16 protein-coding genes are annotated in these 20947 nt (G+C 37.4%); 14 read left to right on the top strand and 2 right to left on the bottom strand.

Annotated elements, in window-relative coordinates; all coding sequences use genetic code 11:
• The first annotated feature begins 364 nt into the window (after window positions 1–364).
• From AC3WOM_RS23525 to AC3WOM_RS23535, 3 genes are read left to right on the top strand one after another with little or no spacing between them, the layout of a single operon-like run.
• Window positions 365–1135 (top strand): ABC transporter ATP-binding protein, encoded by a 771-nt coding sequence (locus AC3WOM_RS23525; RefSeq protein ID WP_492448582.1) that lies wholly within the window; start codon window positions 365–367, stop codon window positions 1133–1135.
• A 15-nt stretch (window positions 1136–1150) separates the two neighbouring features.
• Entirely contained in the window at window positions 1151–2104 is a 954-nt protein-coding gene (locus AC3WOM_RS23530; RefSeq protein WP_492448584.1) for an ABC transporter substrate-binding protein, read from the top strand.
• A gap of 12 nt (window positions 2105–2116) precedes the next feature.
• Window positions 2117–2872 carry an ABC transporter permease gene (locus AC3WOM_RS23535; protein ID WP_492448585.1) on the top strand — a complete coding sequence of 252 codons (756 nt, stop codon included), beginning with the start codon at window positions 2117–2119 and terminating at the stop codon, window positions 2870–2872.
• 74 nt (window positions 2873–2946) lie between these two features.
• On the opposite strand, the gene AC3WOM_RS23540 is transcribed toward AC3WOM_RS23535, so the two are convergent.
• Window positions 2947–3375, bottom strand: coding sequence for a winged helix-turn-helix transcriptional regulator (locus AC3WOM_RS23540; protein WP_492448586.1), 429 nt, complete (start codon window positions 3373–3375; stop codon window positions 2947–2949).
• Window positions 3376–3501: 126 nt separating this feature from the next.
• Between AC3WOM_RS23540 and AC3WOM_RS23545 the strand changes: the two genes are divergently transcribed.
• The 5 genes from AC3WOM_RS23545 (at window position 3502) to ssuE (ending at window position 9873) form a co-directional block, all read left to right on the top strand.
• On the top strand, window positions 3502–4020 hold the full coding sequence (locus tag AC3WOM_RS23545) for a DUF4242 domain-containing protein (RefSeq protein WP_492448587.1): 519 nt from the start codon (window positions 3502–3504) through the stop codon (window positions 4018–4020).
• Between the two features lie 65 nt (window positions 4021–4085).
• The gene (locus tag AC3WOM_RS23550; RefSeq protein ID WP_492448589.1) at window positions 4086–5144 is read left to right on the top strand and encodes an acyl-CoA dehydrogenase family protein; all 1059 of its coding nucleotides are present in this window, start codon (window positions 4086–4088) and stop codon (window positions 5142–5144) included.
• Between the two features lie 148 nt (window positions 5145–5292).
• The gene (locus AC3WOM_RS23555; protein WP_427538880.1) at window positions 5293–7374 is read left to right on the top strand and encodes a catalase; all 2082 of its coding nucleotides are present in this window, start codon (window positions 5293–5295) and stop codon (window positions 7372–7374) included.
• A gap of 340 nt (window positions 7375–7714) precedes the next feature.
• On the top strand, window positions 7715–9052 hold the full coding sequence (lpdA, locus tag AC3WOM_RS23560) for a dihydrolipoyl dehydrogenase (RefSeq protein WP_492448590.1): 1338 nt from the start codon (window positions 7715–7717) through the stop codon (window positions 9050–9052).
• A 287-nt stretch (window positions 9053–9339) separates the two neighbouring features.
• Window positions 9340–9873 carry an NADPH-dependent FMN reductase gene (gene ssuE, locus AC3WOM_RS23565; protein ID WP_427538440.1) on the top strand — a complete coding sequence of 178 codons (534 nt, stop codon included), beginning with the start codon at window positions 9340–9342 and terminating at the stop codon, window positions 9871–9873.
• A gap of 64 nt (window positions 9874–9937) precedes the next feature.
• Here the strand turns inward: ssuE and AC3WOM_RS23570 are convergent, their stop codons facing one another.
• On the bottom strand, window positions 9938–10093 hold the full coding sequence (locus AC3WOM_RS23570; protein WP_427538434.1) for a hypothetical protein: 156 nt from the start codon (window positions 10091–10093) through the stop codon (window positions 9938–9940).
• 220 nt (window positions 10094–10313) lie between these two features.
• On the opposite strand from AC3WOM_RS23570, the gene AC3WOM_RS23575 reads away from it, so the two are divergent.
• The 6 genes from AC3WOM_RS23575 to AC3WOM_RS23600 all read left to right on the top strand — a co-directional run bounded on the left by AC3WOM_RS23575 (window position 10314) and on the right by AC3WOM_RS23600 (window position 20841).
• The gene (locus AC3WOM_RS23575; protein WP_492448591.1) at window positions 10314–11702 is read left to right on the top strand and encodes an aldehyde dehydrogenase; all 1389 of its coding nucleotides are present in this window, start codon (window positions 10314–10316) and stop codon (window positions 11700–11702) included.
• Window positions 11703–12030: 328 nt separating this feature from the next.
• Window positions 12031–13497, top strand: coding sequence for a UDP-N-acetylmuramoyl-L-alanyl-D-glutamate--2,6-diaminopimelate ligase (locus AC3WOM_RS23580; protein WP_427538428.1), 1467 nt, complete (start codon window positions 12031–12033; stop codon window positions 13495–13497).
• 204 nt (window positions 13498–13701) lie between these two features.
• A complete protein-coding gene (locus tag AC3WOM_RS23585) occupies window positions 13702–15279 on the top strand; it encodes a peptide chain release factor 3 (RefSeq protein ID WP_492448592.1) in 1578 nt (525 codons plus the stop codon).
• 291 nt (window positions 15280–15570) lie between these two features.
• The gene (locus AC3WOM_RS23590; protein ID WP_492448593.1) at window positions 15571–18639 is read left to right on the top strand and encodes an efflux RND transporter permease subunit; all 3069 of its coding nucleotides are present in this window, start codon (window positions 15571–15573) and stop codon (window positions 18637–18639) included.
• Window positions 18640–18642: 3 nt separating this feature from the next.
• Window positions 18643–19728: an SDR family oxidoreductase gene (locus tag AC3WOM_RS23595; RefSeq protein ID WP_492448594.1), complete on the top strand. Its 1086-nt coding sequence runs from the start codon at window positions 18643–18645 to the stop codon at window positions 19726–19728.
• 348 nt (window positions 19729–20076) lie between these two features.
• Complete coding sequence (locus AC3WOM_RS23600; RefSeq protein ID WP_492448595.1) at window positions 20077–20841, top strand: TerC family protein; 765 nt, start codon at window positions 20077–20079, stop codon at window positions 20839–20841.
• The last annotated feature ends 106 nt before the right edge of the window (window positions 20842–20947 follow it).

Here is a 20947-nt window from a genome sequence, read left to right on the forward strand (position 1 = left end):
TGACTCCTCGGGGATTCAGCGTCACAGATGAGACCCTGGAGCGAGCAACGCGAGTGAAGCGGCTCATCGGACGCCCCAGGAAAGCACTCAGTCGGAACGGAGATCAACCCCTCGTTTTGAAAAAGAGCTATACTTTTTGATTTGTCACCTTGATGTCATTGACATAATAGTATTTCAACAACATGAGCAGATTTTCTAGTTACTATAGAAAATCTGCTTTTTATTGTTCTTAGGCAGTAAATTGTCTGAATACAATTTTTTTTCATAAAATTAGGTTGTAATTTTGGACTGAGTATAATAAAATAACTTAAAACATATTAAACCTAGTAAAATTATAAGAATAAAACGAGGTGACATTATTCAGATGACAGCACCGTTAATTTCTATTCAGCAGGTAAGTAAAAAATTTATCGAACAAATAGTGCTTAATCAAATTTCATTGGATATTCAAAAGGGTGAAATAATCGCCATTTTAGGTAAAAGTGGTTGTGGTAAAAGTACACTTTTAAATTTAGTTGGAGGCTTTGAACAACCAACAACTGGACAAGTACTACTAGATAATCAGCCTGTAACAAAGGCAAGCAAGCGTTGTATTATGCTGATGCAAAATTATGGGCTACTTCCTTGGCGTTCTGTTCAAAAAAATGTGGAGTTGGCTTTAGAAGGGGAGGCATTATCCAAGATAGAGCGTCAGCAGCGTGCTAAACACTATCTCAAGCTTGTAGGTTTAGATGACCGTCTTTCCGCATTACCTAGTGAATTATCAGGAGGAATGCAGCAGCGTGTGGCAATTGCTCGTGCGCTAGCAATACGACCTGAGGTAATTTTGATGGATGAACCATTTGCAGCACTTGATACATTTACTCGTTATTATTTGCAAGATGAGCTTCTTGCCATTCAAAAGGAAGAACGAACAACAATTTTATTGGTAACACATGATATTGACGAAGCGATTTATTTGGCAGATCGAATATTTATCATGAGTCCAAATCCTGGGCGAATTCATCGTGAACTACATTTACGAAGTACTAAGCCTAGAGATCGAGCAGATTCAGAATTCCAACATTTCCGAGAAGTTATTTTTAATGAATTCCAATTTACACAATCGCAGGACACGATTGAATACAACATTTAATACGGAGGAAAATCGATGAAAAAATATTTACCATTGTTTTTTATATTGACTTTATTACTTATTTTATCAGCTTGTGGGAAAAGTGAAGAGAGTGGCGGTACAAATACAGCAGACGTTAAAAAAATTGTTAAAATTGGCTATCTGCCTATTACTCACGCGGCACCACTTTACATGCAGACAGACAAAGAATACGAGGGCTATGCTATTGAGCTGGTGAAATTTGGGTCTTGGCCGGAGCTAATGGATGCATTAAATACAGGTAAAATAGATGGTGCATCCGTACTAATTCAGCTTGCAATGAAGGCAAAGGAGCAGGGAATAGATTTAAAGGCTGTAGCTTTAGGACACCGTGATGGAAATGTTGTCGTAGTGGCACCTAATGTTGAAAAAGCTGAAGATTTAAAGGGGAAAAGCTTTGCTATCCCAAATAAATACTCCACACATAATATTTTATTGTATCGAATGCTTCAGGACGCTGGTATAAATTATCAGGATGTTGATGTTGTGGAGCTTCCTCCAGCAGAAATGCCAGCTGCTTTAGCAGAAGGTCGAATTGCAGGATATGTGGTTGCAGAGCCATTTGGTGCGATTTCTGTATCACTCGAAAAAGGAAAGGTTTTATTCCAGTCTGAAGAAATCTGGCCAAACTCTATTGACTGTGGTTTAGTATTACGAAATGCATTTATTGAGGAACATAAAGATATTGCTAAACAATTTGTGAAGGATTATTCTGCTGCTGGTGAGCTGATGAATGCCAATGATGACCATGCTCATGAGGTAGTGGCAGAGTATATAAAAGTGGATAAAGAAGTGTTAGATTTATCGTTGAATTGGATCTCTTATAATAATTTAAAAATTGAAGAAGATGCCTATAAGATTTTAAGAGATTCACTAATAGAAATGGGCTTATCAGAAAATCCGCCGACATATGATGAATTTGTGGATTCTTCATTAATTGAAGAAAAGTAGGGTGATAGTTGAATGAAAAAAATAGGACCTATTTTACTTGGATTAATACTATTACTTTGCATTTGGCAACTAGTTACGGTTATTGGAGGACATGATGCGGCATTATTTCCACCACCATTAGATGTTTTAACAGCATTAATGGAAATTATTAAGGATGGCTCTATTTTTGAGCATATACAAATTAGTCTATTTCGATTTTTTAGTGGTTATTTATTAGCAGTGGTAGTAGCAGTTATTTTGGGGCTTTTTCTAGGTAGATGGACGAAGGTTTGGTCTATTTTAGATCCAATTGTGCAAGTACTACGCCCTGTTTCGCCAATTGCATGGTCACCATTTATTGTCTTGTGGTTTGGTATTGGAAATATGCCAGCTATTGTTATTATTTTTATTGCTGCGTTTTTTCCTATACTACTATCAACCGTGTCAGCAGTGAAAAAAGTGGATAATGTTTATCTACGAGTTGCAGCAAATTTTGAAATGTCTCAGTTTCATTTATTAAAAAAAATAGTTTTTCCAGCCGCCTTTCCAATGATCGCGAATGGCTTGCATATGGCCTTAGGTAGTGCATGGATATTTCTTGTGGCGGGAGAAATGGTAGGTGCACAATCTGGTCTCGGGTTTTTAATAGTGGATGCACGAAATTCACTTAGTCTGGATTTAGTCATGGCAGCTATTATTGTGATTGGTGTACTAGGCTTACTTTTAGACAAAGCCATCCGCTATTTTGAAAATTGGGTGACAAAAATCTGGGGAGGACAGGGGGCATAGGATAGCTCCTTAGAATTCTGCCAAGGTATGGCAGAATTCCTGGCTATGTAAAGGCTATAAGTTGTTCAATCAGTTTATTTTGCAATAGGGCGTATTTGAATGGTATCAATGCGTTCACCCGTATTTTTTGCATAATAGCCAATCTCTACACGTTCCCCTGTTTTTGCATCAACAATTTCCTTGTAGCACTGGTCTAAATGTTCACTGCCCCATAAAATCATGGCGTTAAATATTGGCTCCAATGCCTTACCTGCATCTGTTAGTGAATAGGCATAACGTGGTGGATGTGCTGAATAAAGGGTTGATGCTACTAAACCAGCTTCCTCCAATGATTTTAAACGTGCAGATAAGAGATTCGCTGAAAGTCCTGGCAAATTTAATTTAATATCATTGAAATTTGTTTGACCAATTAAAAGCTCATGCAAAATGAGTAAAGTCCAGCGATCACCGATAATATTTAAAGTTTGTGCAATATTGCATGGTAAGTCATAACGTGTTTTCATTGTAGTTCCCTCCATGCAGTAGTGTAGCACAAAATATAATTTTTAGTAAATTCAGTTGTTTTTATTAAGTAAGTATAATAAAATAACTCACATAAAGAAAAAACTAACTATTCGGAGGTATTTACTATGAGTTTATATTTGGTAGAATCAACAGTAAGTGAAATTACAAACAAAGAGCAGTTTTCAGCATTAGTGGAGCGTATCAGTGATTCACAGGATGTGACAGTGATTGAGGTGCAGGTAGCTAAAGATTTCAGCCGCGCTTACTTCATTGTAGAAGCTAATGAAGAAGCCCAAGCAACTGTGGCATTGACTGCTCAGCATGTACAAGCAGATTTAGTGAAGGAAGTACGTCTTGTTGGTAAAGAGCTTGAGGATGTGAAGCAAAATCAGGAAGTAGTGAATTACTTAGTGGAGTGGGAAATTCCTGCGGAGATTACAATGGATCAATACTTAGCACGTAAAAAGAAAAATTCAGTTCACTATGAAGAAGTACCAGAAGTACATTTTTCACGTACTTATGTTTGTGAGGATATGTCTAAATGTTTATGCTTCTATGATGCACCAGATGAAGCAGCAGTAAAACGAGCTCGAGAAGCTGTACAAACACCAATTACATCATTAACAGAATTAGCAGATAAGTAAAATTAAGAAAACAAAAAATCTAGTTCTTAGTATAGCAGGATAATTGAAGGATAGGAGTGGGAGCCATGGCAGTAGACGCAATAGTTTTACGGGCCTTAATCGATGATAAATTAAAGCCGTTGGTAAAAAAGATTGATGAGGAAGCTTATTATGCGGAAGAATATTTATTTGCTCTTGGAAAAGCAGGCTTTTTCCAATCATCACAAAAGGATGAACAAAGTACACTTCTAGATGAGCTAACAATTGTACAAGAAACGGCAAAGGTCTGTATGACAACTGCATTTTGCCTATGGTGCCACCTTGCTGCATTAACGTATATTCGTAAATCGAGCAATTCTGGGTTACGTGCAGCAGTATTGCCTTTACTTGAAGGTGGCGAGCTGCTTGGAGCCACAGGTTTATCGAATCCTATGAAGTTTTACGCAGGTCTAGAAAAGCTGCATTTATCAGCTGAACGTGTTGACGGTGGCTATGTTTTAAACGGTGTGTTACCTGCTGTTTCCAACTTGGCTGATAATCATTGGTTTGGAGCCATTGCCTGCTATGAAGGAAAAGAAGTAATGCTATTCGTCAATACAAATAATTCAGCGATCACGCTGAAAGAAAAAATTCATTTCTTAGGGGTTAATGGTAGTGCCACTTATAGCTGCAAATTTGATCAAGTCTTTGTAGCTGATGAATATGTAGTAGCACATGATGCTAGTATATTTGTTGATAAGATTCGACCAACATTTGTACTGTATCAAATACCACTAGGGTTTGGTGTGATGGAGGCATGTATTGAAGGAATTGGAAAAGTGAAAGCAAAGCAGAATGGCTGTAATGATTATTTACAGGTTCAGGCAGATGGACTTGCAAAAGAGCTTCAGCAATTACAAGAAGCTTTACAATCAAGCATACTAGCAGGTGAAACGGATTTATATAAAATTTGTCAGCTTCGCTTACAGACAGTCTATGCCACATTGGCGGCAGTACAGGCAAATATGCTGCACAATGGATCTGCTGGTTATATCGTTGGTAGTACACCTTCACGTAAGCTTCGAGAGGCCTATTTCTTTGCCAATTTAACACCAACAGTCAGACAGCTTGAGAAAATGACAAAAGTTTTAAAGATTGCAGAATAAAAATGAGAAACCTTGAGAGGCTTGTGGCCAATCAAGGTTTTCTTTATAAACAAAAATACTGTGTTTTGCCATTCTTTGTAGACTGCTTTTGAAAGCATGTTTATTCCAGACAAACATATAGTGTATATTGAGAATTCTGAGTATGGAAATGAAAGGGGATTGTGTGGATAAATCTAAGTCGAATCAACGCAAAGATTTGGAGGAGAATGCAAAGGATCAGCAGCTAGAACAATTTCGTGTCGATAATGATGGAACAAAGATGACGACAAATCAGGGGCTTAAAGTTTCGAATGATGAGGATTCGTTGAAAGCGGGTGTACGTGGCCCAACGATAATGGAGGATTTTCACCTCAGAGAGAAAATAACCCATTTTGATCATGAGCGTATCCCAGAGCGTGTCGTTCATGCAAGAGGCTTTGCTGCTCATGGTGAGTTTGAATTGTATGAGTCGATGAAAGAGTATACGAAGGCAAAGTTTTTACAGGAACCTAGCAAAAAAACGCCTGTCTTTGTCAGATTTTCGACAGTAGTGGGCAGTCTTGGCTCGATGGATACAGCTCGAGATGTGCGTGGGTTTGCCACGAAGTTTTACACAGATGAAGGCAATTATGATTTAGTTGGCAATAATATCCCTGTTTTTTTTATTCAGGATGCCATTAAGTTTCCTGATTTAATTCATGCAGTAAAACCAGAGCCTCATAATGATATGCCCCAAGCTGCCTCTGCACATGATACATTTTGGGACTTTGTCGCGAATAATCAAGAAATTGCACATATGGTGATGTGGGTTATGTCGGACCGTGCAATACCTAGAAGCTTTCGGATGATGGAGGGCTTCGGTGTCCATGCATTCCGTTTCGTCAATGAAAAAGGGAAATCGAGATTTGTAAAGTTTCATTGGAAGCCTGTGCTAGGTGTTCATTCATTGGTTTGGGATGAGGCACAAATTATCGGTGGAAAGGATTCAGACTTTCAAAGACGTGATTTATGGGAAGCTATTGAAATTGGCGATTATCCTGAATTTGAGCTAGGCGTGCAGATGCTTGAGCCAGAGGATGAATTTAAATTTGATTTTGATATTTTAGATGCTACAAAGCTTTGGCCTGAAGAAATAGTGCCTGTGAAAAAAATTGGCAAAATGACCTTGAATCGTAATGTGGATAATGTTTTTGCTGAAACGGAACAGGTTGCCTTTCATCCAGGAAATGTAGTACCTGGTATAGATTTTACCAATGATCCACTTTTACAGGGGCGTCTATTTTCTTATTTAGATACACAGCTCATACGCCTAGGCGGACCTAACTTTGCAGAAATACCGATTAATCGACCTGTTTGCCCAATTCACAACAATCAACGCAATGGCTTCAGTCGACAAACCATCAATTTAGGAAGGGTCAGTTACCATAAAAACTCTTTGGCAAATAATACTCCTTCGACATCTACAGCAAAGGAGGGTGGCTATGTCCACTATGAGGAAAAGGTGGAAGGGCGTATTACACGAGCGCGAAGCAAATCCTTTGATGATCATTTTTCACAGGCTAGGTTGTTCTGGAATAGTATGTCGCCTCCAGAAAAGCAGCATATTATAGAAGCCTTTAGCTTTGAGGTAGGAAAAGTAAAAAGTAAATCAGTACGTCAGCAGGTCGTCAATATGTTTGTTCGAGTGGATAAAGCGATGGCAAAGACAATTGCAGATAATGTTGGTGTCAACCGTCCAACCGGTGAACAAATAAATGTTACAGCATCCTCCCCAGCACTGAGCCAGGCTAATACTATAAAAGTACCTCAAACACTAAGGGTTGGTGTGCTGATTGGTGATGGTTTTGATGCTAATGAGGTGGGGGAAGTACTGAAGTATTTAACGCGACAAGGCGTACGATACAGTATTATTTCAGATAGGCTAGGGGTAGTGACAAGTAGTAACGGTGTACAATTTACCGCAAGTGAAACATTTATTACAACCGACGCAGTATTATTTGATTCATTATACGTTGTAGGGGTAAAGGCAAATAATCAGGCAAAGTTCAATACACATATTGTTAACTACATGAACGAATCGTATCGACATTATAAGCCAATTGGTATTGCTGCAACGGGAACGACATTTTTTAATATGTCCAATGCAAATGTAGGACCAGGGATTGTACTGGCAACTGGTAATAAAGACTTTGCTAAAAAATATGTAGATGCTATTGCCCAGCAACGTTTTTGGCAGCGCAATATTTATTAACTTGCCGTGATTTATTCACAAGAAATGACTAACTGATTTGCATCATCCATTATTCAATACTTTAACGCTAAGTCGAGTAAATCATGTATGCGTGACACCTTTTTCGATTATTAATAAAGTCTCTCATGCTTCTAGAAAGAAGATGAGGGGCTTTTTGTACTTTATTATCAAATTGCTACTACTTATTAATTAATGAATGTTTCTATAGTCCTTTATTTGTTTTCTTTGACAGCTAGCAAAATACTATTTCAATCAGATGAATATTACCGAAATCTCTGTTCATGATAAGCCATTGCATTCGAATTTTGTAAGTGATATGGTGGTAAATGAGGTGAATTTTATGGAAAAATTTGATATTGCAATTATTGGCGCAGGTCCTGGCGGCTATGTAGCAGCTATTTATGCAGCTAAAAGTGGCAAGAAAGTAGCTTTAGTAGAACGCCATAAAGTAGGAGGGGCCTGCTATAATGTTGGGTGTATCCCTTCAAAGATTTTGCTGGAGCATAGTAAGCTTATACAGGAAATAAAACGTGGTAATGACTGGGGTATTGAAACACCTGAAGTAAATGTTAATTTTACCCGGTTGATGCAGCGGAAGGACTCTCTAATTGAAGAACTTTTAGCAAATATTGAAGGATATATTTTAAGTAATCACATTACGTTTTACAGTGGTGAAGCTTCAGTTGCTAAGGATTTGACTGTAACTGTCGGAAAAGAAATATTTACTGCAACGGATATTATTTTAGCAACAGGAAGTAAACCATTTGTACCACCATTCAAAGGAATAGAGTCATCTAGGTACTATACGACAGATACTTTTTTTACTATTGATGAGCTACCAAAGCAGTTAACCATTATTGGCGGCGGTGTTATTGCAGTAGAAATGGCATTTAGCTTAGCGCCACTTGGCACAAAGGTAACAATGCTGAATCATAGTGAGGATATTTTACAGACAGAAGAACCAGATGCAAGACCTCTAATTCGTCAAAAAATGGGAAAACTCGGAATTGAACTTGTCACAGATTTTCAATTTAACCATTTTAAAGACAATGAAATTCATACATCTAAAGGAATTTATACATATGAAAATCTCTTATTTGCGACAGGTCGACGTCCAAATACAGAAATAGCTCAGCAATTGGGATTAACATTTGATGGTCGTTTAATTGCTGTTAATGAGCATCTAGAAACTAGTCAGCCTCATATTTATGCAATAGGCGATTTAGTTGGTGGCTATCAGCTAGCCCATTCAGCTAGTGCAGAGGGTATTCATGTGATTGATCATATCTTAGGAAATAAACCGCCATTAATTGAACAAGAAGCTATTCCTCGTTGTGTTTATACACATCCTGAAATTGCTACATTTGGTTTATTAGAGAATCAGGTGAAGGAGCCATATACTGTTGTAAAGATACCTGTTCACTCCAATTCTAAGGCACTAATGGAGGGAAATACAGAGGGCTTTGTAAAGCTGATTGCAACAAAGGCGGAAGGGCATATTTTAGGTGCATGTGTAGTCGCCGATGGAGCAACAGAAGTACTAAATGCAATTTTAGCGACGAAAAATGCTGGTGGTACTGCTCATACGCTTGCAAAAATGATATTCCCACATCCAACAGTATCAGAGCATATTGGTGATGCAGCAAAAGGCATTTTCGATAAAGCGATACATCAATAGCCTATATCTACATTCATTAACAAACTGATTTGATAAATGAATGTAGATTTTTTTTTTTGGTAAAAAGCCTATTGACTTAATAGGTTTTTATGATAAATTAAATTTATAGGATTACTAGGTATTTTAAATTAAGTTGACTAGACATCTAGAGGCTTCTATTACAAAGCGAGTTTTCACTTTGTAAAAGAGGCTTTTTTATTATTTTTAAGTCATTTTCTATTTGAATTGAGGAAAAGTTTAGTCAACATGTTAGGAGATTATTTTACTAATTAAAGGGAGTGGTCAGGATGACAAAAGCAGTTATTATTAATGGAAGTAATTCAAAAAATTCTCGTGTAACAGCAATTCAAGAAAAAGTGGAGAACTATTTTAAAGCACAGGGGGTAGCTGTCCATAATAATTTCGTATACGAATTGCCAGCAGAGGATTTGATAACAGCTAATTTTACAAGTGAGGCTATTATTTCTGAAAATAAGCAAATAGAAGAAGCAGACATCGTTGTTGTTTTAACACCAATTTATAAAGCATCCTATACAGGTATTTTAAAAACGTACATTGATTTGTTACCTCAAAAGGCATTACATGGAAAGCTAATTTTACCGATTGCTGTGGGCGGCTCTATTGGTCATTTACTTGCGCTAGAATATGCATTAAAACCGATTTTGGCAGTTTTAGGGGCCACAACGATTGCACATTCTGTATATATTTTGGATCAACAAATTATTAGACTTGAAAATGGAGGCTTTGCAATTGAGGAAGAAGCCATTCAACGATTAGATGCAGAGTTAAAGCAAATACAGCAATTAGTGATAGTTAATTAATGAAAACGTATGAAGCACGAAAAATAGCGCATTATAGGAAATACATCCCTATAATGCGCTATTTTTAATTGATATCAGACTCTTCATTTTTCTCTGTTGGTGCTGTAGAGAGATATAAGAAAGCCTCATCTTGCAATAGCAATATTTTTTCTTCACAAATACCGTGTGCTAATGGTCCTGAAAAAATAGACTCCCACCAAGTTCCTGTTGTTGTTGTCATTCATCTACGCCCCCGCTTCAATTTTAAATATGTAGTTGTATATTTCCAAAAATCAAAAAACTAAAACATCCTCATGAAGGATTAAGCTCATTAGAATCATCAACACCACCTTGTTAGAAAGAGGAATTTTTGTCTTCAATGTTGTATCGTATAGACAATGATAGTTTGTTTCGAAATGAAAAAACTATGTATGCCATTTTAAAAAAAGGGGTGCTTTGAGATGAATTTTACGACTCAAGATGTGGAAAATATGATAACTGAGCAACGTCAATTTTATTTTTCAAGAGCGACGAAGAGTGCTAAATTTCGAAAAGAACAATTAATTAAACTGAAGAAATCTATTTTAAAATACGAAAAAGAAATTTTAAATGCGCTGTATTTAGATTTGCGAAAAAGCGAATTTGAAGCATACGCAACAGAAATTGGTATTGTGTTAGATAGTATTTCTTATATGGTGAAGCATGTGGAGGAATGGATGGAGCCAGAAGCTGTTAAAACGCCCATCCAATATCAGATGGGAAAAAGCTTTATTGTGCGAGAGCCATATGGAGTGACACTAATTATTGGTCCATTTAATTATCCATTCCAGCTTGTTATGGAGCCATTAGTAGGAGCCATTGTTGGGGGGAATACGGCAATTGTAAAACCATCAGAAACGTCCGTGCATACGGCAGCGATTGTAAAGAAAATAATTGAAGAAACATTCCATCCCTTCTATGTACGCGTTGTGGAGGGAGAAAAAGAGGAAGTAACAGCCCTTATTCATGCCTCATTTGACTATATATTTTTTACTGGTAGCGTTGCAGTAGGTAAAGTGGTTGCCAAGGCGGCAGCGGAAAGATTAACACCAGTTGCTTTAGAGCTTGGGGGGAAAAGTCCTGCGATTGTCGATCAAACAGCTAATTTAGAAGTAGCGGCTAAAAGAATTGCCTGGGGGAAATTTACAAATACTGGACAGACATGTGTAGCGCCAGATTATCTACTAGTCCATAAAGATGTCTATGACCCGTTTATGAAATTATTAAAGGATACCATTCGTTCTTTTTATGGGAAAAATGCGTTGAAAAGTCCTGATTACGGTCGTATCGTTAGTTTAAGACAATTTGATCGTCTACAGAGAATTATAATGGAGGAACGCGATGCTATAACATTTGGGGGAAGAACAGATCGTGATGACCTTTATATTGAGCCTACCATTATTGAATACGTGAAGTGGTCAAATCCTTCCATGCAAGATGAATTGTTTGGTCCCATTCTACCTGTCATGATGTATGATGATTTACCACTGGCAATTCATCAAATACGTCAGTTACCAAAGCCTTTAGCGGCCTATTTTTTCTCAGAGCATGACAAGGCTATCCAGTACTTCTTAGAAGAACTGCCATTTGGCGGTGGTTGCATTAATGATACGATTACACATGTTGGCAATTTACATCTGCCATTTGGGGGTGTTGGACCGTCAGGAGTAAAGGCTTACCATGGGAAGGCTAGCTTTGAAAACTTTACGCATCCAAAGTCCATTCTAAAAAAATCTTCGAAATTGGAGACAAATGTTCTCTTTCCGCCATATAAACAAAAAGTTAAAATTGTGCGAACAATTATGAAATAGCATTGAGGGAGGTGTCAGACTATAAAAATCTAGACACCTCTCTGTTTTATTTGCTTGATTCTCCAAAGACCACATTTTCTAATTCACTTGAATTATAGTTGTCGATAAATGGCGATTATTAATTAAGAAAGACCAATTTAGACCGATTATTAACTTTATATTGAAATGATAACGTTTTCATTGTAAAACAATTCATGAGACATTTTATTTATCGAGAAATAAGTAGTAAAATAAATTCAATAGAATGTGGGGGAATTCATATTGTCATTTTTTGTCGAAAAACAATGAATGATGAAATGAGTGTTGAGATTGATTGGAGGACTATGAAATGTATGCAGAGGAATTGTTAAGTGCATTACCTTTGAAAAAAATAATTGGAGTGTTACCAGACCAAGTCTGTGATATTGTGGTGGATTCTCGAAGTGTGCAGCCTAATAGTATGTTTGTTTGTATAAAAGGGTACACAGTGGATGGTCATGACTATGCACTAAAAGCAGTTGAGGGTGGCGCGACAATCATAGTGACCGAACGTGAATTACCTTTAGGAGATTCGATTGCACAGGTTATTGTGAAAGATACCGACAGAGCAGTTGGCTTACTAGCTGCTAAGTTCTTTGATTATCCCTCAAAGGATATAACAATGATCGGGGTAACAGGAACAAATGGCAAAACATCGGTTACAGGAATTATTCAGAATATTATGCATGGTATGGGTGAAAAGTCAGCACTAACTGGAACCATTGGCTTTAATTTAAATGGAATTTTATATGAATCTGCTAATACAACAAGTGATGCTTTATCAACGCAGCAAATGATTTTCCGTGCCAAAATGGAAGGCTGTCGTCTTATGACAATGGAGGTTTCTTCCCACGGTTTAGCACTAGGGCGTTTGGCTGGCGTCGACTATGATGTAGCCATTTTTACAAATCTTACTCATGATCATCTTGATTTCCATGGTACGATGGAGGAATATGGTCATGCAAAAGGCTTACTATTCTCTCAACTTGGACAAGATTTAGAAAAAAATAAATTTGCGGTGTTAAATGCTGACGACGCATGGTCAGAGCGCTATGCTGCAATGACACCCTTCCCAGTATGGACATATGGTCTGATAAATGAAACAGCTGATTTCCGAGCAATTAACTGTGAGTATCATGATTATATGACTTCCTTTGACGTCGAAATGCCGGAAGGGATATTCCGCGTAAAAATGAATTTACTAGGGGAATTTAATATTTACAATGTACTTGCTGCAATGATTGCTTTTTATGGTCGTGGTTACTCTATGGAAACTATTATTGAGCAGATTGAGCATTTGCCACCAGTAAAAGGACGAATGGAGAAAGTTTGCTCAGATTTACCAGTGCAAATTTTTGTGGATTATGCACATACTCCAGATGCAATTGAAAAGGCGATTGCAGCAGCTCAACCGTATAAAAAAGGGAAACTCATCTTCCTTGTGGGTACAGGTGGTAATCGTGATAAATCGAAGCGTCCAGCAATGGCTGAGAAGGCATCAGCAGCTGATTATGTGATATTGACGACAGATGACCCACGCTACGAAGCCTACGATAGTATAACAGGTGATCTTGCCAAAGGGATGCTTCATGAACATTATGCTTGTATTGGTGATCGTGCAGAGGCTGTTCGTCATGCAATTGAGATTGCCGAACCAGGAGATATGATTATTTTTGCTGGTAAAGGTCATGAGGATTACCAAATTATTGAGAATACAAAATATCCACATAACGATGCAGAGATTGCTATAGAAGCGGGCCGATTAAAATTTGTATAATGAATGCCCCATTATCAATGTCTGTTTGAAATTTTCTAAACGATTATATGTAAATTTCAATATCTCAGGCATACTGATGGATGTAAAAGTACCCTTTTAGTAGTCACTAAAGGGTTTTCTTTTTGGGGAATTCATGTAAAAAGCTTGTATGAAAGGCAAGTCTTCTTTTATTATTAGTAAGTATGAAAAAAGGAGAATGACGAGATGAATTCAAATTTAGAAAAAGATATATTATCGCGTCGGACATTTGCCATTATCAGTCACCCTGATGCTGGGAAAACGACGATTACAGAAAAACTTTTACTATTCGGTGGTGCGATTCGTGATGCTGGTACAGTAAAAGGGAAAAAATCAGGTAAGTTTGCAACATCTGACTGGATGGAAATTGAAAAGCAGCGTGGGATTTCTGTAACTTCCTCCGTGATGCAATTCGACTATAGTGGCTCACGTGTCAATATCTTAGATACTCCAGGTCACCAAGATTTCTCAGAGGATACGTATCGTACATTAATGGCTGTAGATAGTGCTGTTATGGTTGTCGATGCTGCCAAAGGGATTGAAGCACAAACTTTAAAGCTATTCAAAGTTTGTAAAATGCGTGGAATTCCGATTTTTACCTTTATTAATAAACTAGACCGTCAAGGGAAAGAGCCACTTGAGCTGATTGAAGAGCTTGAGGAGGTACTAGGCATTCATGCGTACCCAATGAACTGGCCAATCGGTATGGGTAAAGAGTTTCTAGGTATTTATGATCGTTATAATAAACGTATCGAGCAATTCCGTACTGATGAAGAAGAACGCTTCTTGCCAATAGATGAAGATGGAGAACTTGCAGTTGAGCATCCTATGAAGGTCACTTCTTATTATTCACAAGCAATGGATGACATTATGTTGCTCGACGAAGCGGGAAATGCGTATTCTGAAGAGAAGATTCGTCGTGGTGAATTAACTCCAGTTTTCTTTGGCTCTGCTTTAACGAACTTTGGTGTCCAAACATTCCTTGAAACCTATTTACAATTTGCACCAACACCTCAGCCTAGAATTACTGAAGATGAACAATTTATTGATCCTGTTGAACATGGAGAATTTTCAGGCTTTATATTCAAAATCCAAGCAAATATGAATCCTGCCCATCGTGACCGAATCGCTTTTGTTCGTATTGTATCTGGTAAATTTGAACGTGGTATGAATATGACATTATCGCGTACAGGCAAATCGTTCAAGGTGACACAATCTACACAATTCCTAGCAGATGATCGTGAAACAGTAGATGAAGCTGTTGCTGGCGATATTATCGGTTTATATGATACAGGAACATATCAAATTGGGGACACTGTTGTAGGTGGTAAGAAAGCATTCCAATTTGAAAAATTACCACAATTTACACCGGAGTTATTTGTGCGTGTAACAGCGAAAAACGTGATGAAATCGAAGCAATTCCATAAAGGGATTTTGCAATTAGTACAAGAAGGTGCTATTCAATATTATAAAACACTGCATACAGAAGAAGTCGTTTTAGGGGCTGTTGGTCAATTACAATTTGAAGTTTTTGAACATCGTATGAAAAATGAATATAATGTTGAAGTGAAAATGGAGCCAATTGGATCAAAAATTGCACGATGGATTGAAAATGAAGAGGATGTAAAAGAATCCATGTCTTCAGGTCGTTCAATGCTCGTTAAAGACCGTTTTGATAACCTTGTTTTCCTTTTTGAAAATGAGTTTGCTATGCGTTGGTTTGCTGATAAAAACGAAAACATTAAACTATATAGTCTCTTATAATAACAAACACGAATCGACATTTTGCGATTCGTGTTTTTTTACAAGGAAAATTGGAGCAACGTGTAGAATATATACAGTATTAGGAAATACAGTTTATCACTACAAGTCAGGTCGACATGCTTTGAGCAATAATTAATATTACCTTGTCACTTCTAGCCTTCGCCAACTCGTACATTTATCCGAAAAATTTACTGCTGCAAGTGAATTCGTCAATATAATATACCAATTTATAAATTATTCTCCTTTTCGGTTATCATAGGAAGAAGAGATAGAGAAGGAGTTTTGTACAAAATGAACATTAGTGATTTTTCAATTAAAAGACCCGTTTTTACAATTGTTACAATGCTATTTGTCATTATTTTAGGTGGGGTTTCTTTATTAAAAATACCAATTACGCTAATTCCTGAGCTACATCCACCTATAGGCGTCGTTGTTACTTCTTATCCTGGTGCGAGTCCAACAGAAGTGAATGAAAAGATAACCAAGCCTTTAGAAACAACGCTCGCAACCCTGCCTGGTATCAAAAAACTACAGTCTACCTCGCAAGAAGGATCCAATTTAATTGTACTTGAGTTTAATTGGTCAACCAATATAGAAGATGTGCAGCTTGATATTTTACAGCGAATTGATATGACTCCCTTACCGAATGATGCTGGGAAGCCTAGCTTTTTAAAGTTTGACCCATCTCAATTTCCGATTATACAGCTTTCGCTACGTGCAGAAAATGATGATGTAGACGTGCGATTATTAGCAGAGGACTTAGAAAAAGAGCTTCGTCGAACAGCAGGCGTCGCAAGTGTAAATGTCTCAGGTAAGCTTGTAGAAGAGGTTCAACTAACTTTAGATGAATCGAAGCTAGTTGAAAGGGGATTAACGCAAGCGGATATCATACAAATCATTCAATCGAATAATGTATCTCTCCCAGGAGAGCCCGTGTTAACAAACGATGGGAAAATGCTAACTACACGTATCCTGAGCACATTAAGTACACCTGAAGACATTGCAGATTTAATTGTTTCAGTAAATCCATTAGATGGTAAAGCCTTGACAGTTGGAGATGTAGCGGCTGTTGAACGTGTAGAGCAAAAAACCATGACGACAACACGAGCAAATTACCATCCAGCTGTATTAATGTCTGTTTTACAGGAGTCAGGTGCGAATACAGCAGAAGTATCAAAGGCCTTTCAAGATGCGTTAAATGAATTATTAGCAAAGAAACAGTATCAAGGAATTGTTGCTGATGTACTAACAGATCAGGGAAACTATGTTGATTTGGCGATTAGCAATATTGGATCGTCATTACTTTTAGGTGGTTTATTCGCAATGTTCGTGCTATTTGTCTTTTTACGTAGCGTAAAAAGCCCTATTATTATAGGCATTGCTATTCCATACTCAGTAATTGTTACATTTGTTTTAATGTATTTTGCAAACTTCTCCCTCAATATTATGACATTAGGAGCTTTAGCGCTTGGGATTGGGATGCTTGTAGATAATGCCATAGTTGTTATTGAAAATATTGAGCGCCATCTAGGAATTGGCAAGAGTCCTATAATAGCAGCCAAAGAAGGAACGAAAGAGGTAGCACTTGCTATCACCGCATCCACCCTTACTACAATTGCAGTATTTATTCCTGTCATGTTTATTGAAGGATTAATAGGACAAATATTTACAGAATTTGCCTTAACGATTTCTTTTAGTTTAATTGCATCTTTAGTGGTTGCATTAACGGTTGTTCCAATGCTTGCAAGCCGTCTTTTAAAAATGAAAGCTGTTAACATTTATGAGAAACGTAATGAGTCATTCTTATATAAAAATTATAAATCGTCTATTGTTTGGGTATTGCGACATCGAATGCTTGTCCTTATCTCAACAATCGTATGTTTTGGTATCGCGCTGTTTGGTCTTATGCGAATTGGTACAGAATTTTTACCTCCAACCGATGAAGGATTTACTTCTATTAACGTAAATTTAGAGAAGGGTGTTGCTGTATCTGAAACGGAGAAAATAGTTGCGAAAATTGAAGATCGCTTAAAACAGGAGAACGATGTGGATGTATATGTCAGCTTAGTCGGTGGCACACAGCAATCACAGGCTCGTGGTCAAACAAGTGCAAATCAGGCTGAGCTATATGTAAAGCTGGTTCCTTTAGCAGATAGAAAACGTTCAATTTTTGAATTTGTTGAGGAGCTTGAGCAAGATTTACATGCTGAGCTAGGTGAACAGGCAGAAATCACTTTTAATGTCTCCACATCAACTGGCTCATCTCCAAATACCTTGACATTTAGATTAACAGATTCTGACGAGCAGCGGCTTCATAGTGCTGTCAATAAAGTACAACAGGAGCTTTTAAAGGTAAATGCTGTGACTAATGTTTCCACAGATTTAGATAACACTGTACAAGAAATTCAAGTGGAGGTAGATCGAGAAAGGGCAAAAGATTACGGATTTGTTCCTGCACAAATTGCACAAATGGTTAATCAAATGACAAAGGGACAGCTAACCACACAAATCATTGCAGAGGATGGTGCAGTATTACCTGTCTATACAGGCTTTGGACATATCTTTAATGATAGTATTGAATCTTTAAAATCAATGCAGCTACGTTCTCCTGCTGGCTTATTTGTAAAGCTTGAGGATATAGCTACTGTTGCTGTTCAAGAAGGACCAGTATCAATTAGACGATCTGATCAAGCGGCAGCTGTAGCATTTTTTGTAGAGTATGAAACAAAGGAATCTTTAGGAGGTATTTCGGCTAAAGTAGACCAAGCATTGCAAAAGGCTAAGTTACCTTCTGAAACACAAGTAGTCTTTAGTGGAGATCGTGAACTTTATGATAGTGCTATCAATGATATGCTATTAGCCGTTGCACTAGCTGTAGTGCTTGTATATATCGTAATGGCAGCACAATTCGAATCATTTAAGCATCCATTTGTAATCATGTTTACAGTACCATTAATGATTATTGGCGTTGCCATAGCAATGTTTATGACGAATACGCTAATTGGGGTGACCTCTGTTATAGGCATCTTAGTCTTGGTAGGGATTGTCGTTAATAACGGAATTGTGCTCGTAGATTATATTAATCAGCAAAAGTCTAAGGGAATGGGAACCTATGATGCGATTTTACTCGCTACCCAGGACAGGCTCCGCCCAATTTTAATGACTGCGCTCACGACCATTTTAGGTTTGCTACCACTGGCACTGGGCTTTGGTGAAGGAACAGAGATGAATCGGCCTATGGGTATTGCAGTTATTGGCGGACTTGTGACATCGACTTTGCTGACATTATATATTGTACCGACAGTTTATAGCTTAATGGATAAAGAAACTCGGAAGATGCGGCAGGCTCAGGGGGAATGAGAGATGGGAGTTCATTTTTTTACAGGTTTTCCAGGATTCATTTCAAGTCAATTGATAAGGGAGTTATTTCGGAAAAATCAGGCACAGGAAGTTGTAGTTATCGTTTTAGCGGGAGAATTAATGAAGGCTAATATTGAAAAAGATTCTATTATCGCGGAGTTTCCGAATTGTTCAATTCGTATAGTAGAGGGAGATATTACATTACCGAATATTGGATTAGAAAATCAAACAGTACAGGAAGTTGTACCTCAAATAGAAGTGCTTTGGCACTTAGCTGCCATATATGATTTAGCAGTACCACGTGATATAGCTTGGAAGGTTAATGTGCATGGTACAACAATGGTCAATGATTTTGTTCGAAGTCTTCCAAATTTAAGACGTTATATGTACTTTAGTACAGCCTATGTGGCAGGTACACGTGAAGGTGTTTTAAAAGAAAATGAACTCATTCGTCCTCTTGCATTTAAAAACTATTATGAGGAAACAAAATATGAAGCTGAGCATCGTGTAGAAGATTTAAAATCAGAAGTTCCATTAACGATTATTCGGCCTGGTATTGTGCGTGGTCATTCGGAAACCGGAGAAACTATCAAATTTGATGGCCCCTACTTCTTTTTAAATATGGTAGACAAATTAAAATGGCTGCCTTTTATTCCGTATATTGGTCAATCTACATCAACAATTAATGTAGTTCCAGTAGACTATATTATTAATGCTTCAACGTATCTAGTTGATGAAAAATGCGCTGAAGGGAAGACCTTGCATTTAACAGATCCCAATCCACATCCAATACAGGAAGTATATCGAACAATGGTAAAATTGTTAACGAATAAAAATCCTAAAGGACAATTACCATTGATTCTAGCAAAAGTATCTTTGCAAGTACCACTAGTTCGAAAAAAGCTTGGGGTAGAACAAGAAACATTAGACTACTTAACGTGGAATGCTCATTTCGATACAACTGAAGCAGCGGCAATTTTGATAAAGGGTGGGGTTACTTGTCCTGATTTTATAGATACGATGCCTATAATGATTGATTTCTATTTAGCACATAGAGAAGATAGAAACTTTCAAATTCAGATAAAATAGTATCGCCTATAAATCTTATTTGCTATTAGATAAACTAGTGGATAGATAATTTTGCCACCATTTAATGATAGTGCTATAATAATTTTTACAGAAGAACACCTTCGACATTTTGTCAAAGGGGAGTAGCTAGCAGATACGAGCGTTGTAGCTGGTTTCACATTCGTCAAGACATGGTTGTTACCATCGGGTGTGATAGTAAATTACTCTATGCTTTTATATAAAAATTAGCATGGAGTAGATATTATTTACTTAGCGAGACCTTTGCCTTTTTATAGGGCAGAGGTCTTTTCTTTTGTACCTGTATAGTAATTACTAATTTGGGTATACAGAGGTAGAGGAGGCACTTACATGGAGGCAATTTTATTACAATATGGGTGGGTACTTATTGTACTTATTGTTTTAGAAGGATTATTAGCAGCAGATAATGCAGTTGTAATGGCTGTAATGGTAAGACATTTACCGCGCGAGCAGCAAAAAAAGGCATTATTTTACGGATTATTTGGCGCATTAATTTTCCGATTTTCAGCGCTTTTTATTATTACAGCGCTAGTGAATTATTGGCAGATTCAAGCGCTTGGAGCAGCATATTTATTATTCATGTCTGCTAAAAATATATATGATTTACGCCATAAAGAGGATTCAACAGATGAAACGAATGAGAAAGTTGCAAAAAGAGGTAGTGGTTTCTGGATGACTGTGCTTAAAGTAGAGGCTGCAGATATTGCATTTGCTATCGATTCTATGCTTGCAGCAGTAGCTATAGCGGTCACACTACCTGAGCTGGGGCATTTTGATATTGGCGGTATCAATGGCGGTCAATTTACAGTGATGTTACTCGGAGGGTTTATTGGCGTAATCATGATGCGGTTCGCTGCACAATGGTTTGTAAAAGTATTAAATGACTACCCTTCACTTGAAACGGCTGCGTTTTTAATTGTAGGATGGGTTGGGGTGAAGCTTGTTGTGTTAACATTGTCACACGAAAGAGTTGGCATTTTACCAGTGGAGTTCCCTCATTCTACAGTGTGGGAGGTAACTTTTTGGGTTGTACTAGTAGCAATTGCACTAGTCGGTTACTTAGTAGGTGTACGGAATAAAAATCATACACATTAATTTTTTAGAGGAATAGTCATATCTATTCCTCTTCATGTTGTTGAAATACTATTATGTCAATGACATCAAGGTGACAAATTAAAAAGTATAGCCCTTTTTCAAAACG

The sequence above is a fragment of the Lysinibacillus sp. FW301-JW8 genome (assembly GCF_058788755.1).

Excerpts from the sequence above, each read along its gene's own strand:
- AC3WOM_RS23530 (WP_492448584.1), top strand. The coding sequence starts at position 1,151 with ATGAAAAAATATTTACCATTGTTTTTTATATTGACTTTATTACTTATT.
- AC3WOM_RS23545 (WP_492448587.1), top strand. The coding sequence starts at position 3,502 with ATGAGTTTATATTTGGTAGAATCAACAGTAAGTGAAATTACAAACAAA.
- AC3WOM_RS23535 (WP_492448585.1), top strand. The coding sequence starts at position 2,117 with ATGAAAAAAATAGGACCTATTTTACTTGGATTAATACTATTACTTTGC.
- AC3WOM_RS23550 (WP_492448589.1), top strand. The coding sequence starts at position 4,086 with ATGGCAGTAGACGCAATAGTTTTACGGGCCTTAATCGATGATAAATTA.
- AC3WOM_RS23540 (WP_492448586.1), bottom strand. The coding sequence starts at position 3,375 with ATGAAAACACGTTATGACTTACCATGCAATATTGCACAAACTTTAAAT.
- AC3WOM_RS23600 (WP_492448595.1), top strand. The coding sequence starts at position 20,077 with ATGGAGGCAATTTTATTACAATATGGGTGGGTACTTATTGTACTTATT.
- AC3WOM_RS23570 (WP_427538434.1), bottom strand. The coding sequence starts at position 10,093 with ATGACAACAACAACAGGAACTTGGTGGGAGTCTATTTTTTCAGGACCA.
- AC3WOM_RS23595 (WP_492448594.1), top strand. The coding sequence starts at position 18,643 with ATGGGAGTTCATTTTTTTACAGGTTTTCCAGGATTCATTTCAAGTCAA.
- AC3WOM_RS23525 (WP_492448582.1), top strand. The coding sequence starts at position 365 with ATGACAGCACCGTTAATTTCTATTCAGCAGGTAAGTAAAAAATTTATC.
- lpdA (WP_492448590.1), top strand. The coding sequence starts at position 7,715 with ATGGAAAAATTTGATATTGCAATTATTGGCGCAGGTCCTGGCGGCTAT.
- AC3WOM_RS23575 (WP_492448591.1), top strand. The coding sequence starts at position 10,314 with ATGAATTTTACGACTCAAGATGTGGAAAATATGATAACTGAGCAACGT.
- ssuE (WP_427538440.1), top strand. The coding sequence starts at position 9,340 with ATGACAAAAGCAGTTATTATTAATGGAAGTAATTCAAAAAATTCTCGT.
- AC3WOM_RS23585 (WP_492448592.1), top strand. The coding sequence starts at position 13,702 with ATGAATTCAAATTTAGAAAAAGATATATTATCGCGTCGGACATTTGCC.
- AC3WOM_RS23555 (WP_427538880.1), top strand. The coding sequence starts at position 5,293 with ATGAAAGGGGATTGTGTGGATAAATCTAAGTCGAATCAACGCAAAGAT.
- AC3WOM_RS23590 (WP_492448593.1), top strand. The coding sequence starts at position 15,571 with ATGAACATTAGTGATTTTTCAATTAAAAGACCCGTTTTTACAATTGTT.
- AC3WOM_RS23580 (WP_427538428.1), top strand. The coding sequence starts at position 12,031 with ATGTATGCAGAGGAATTGTTAAGTGCATTACCTTTGAAAAAAATAATT.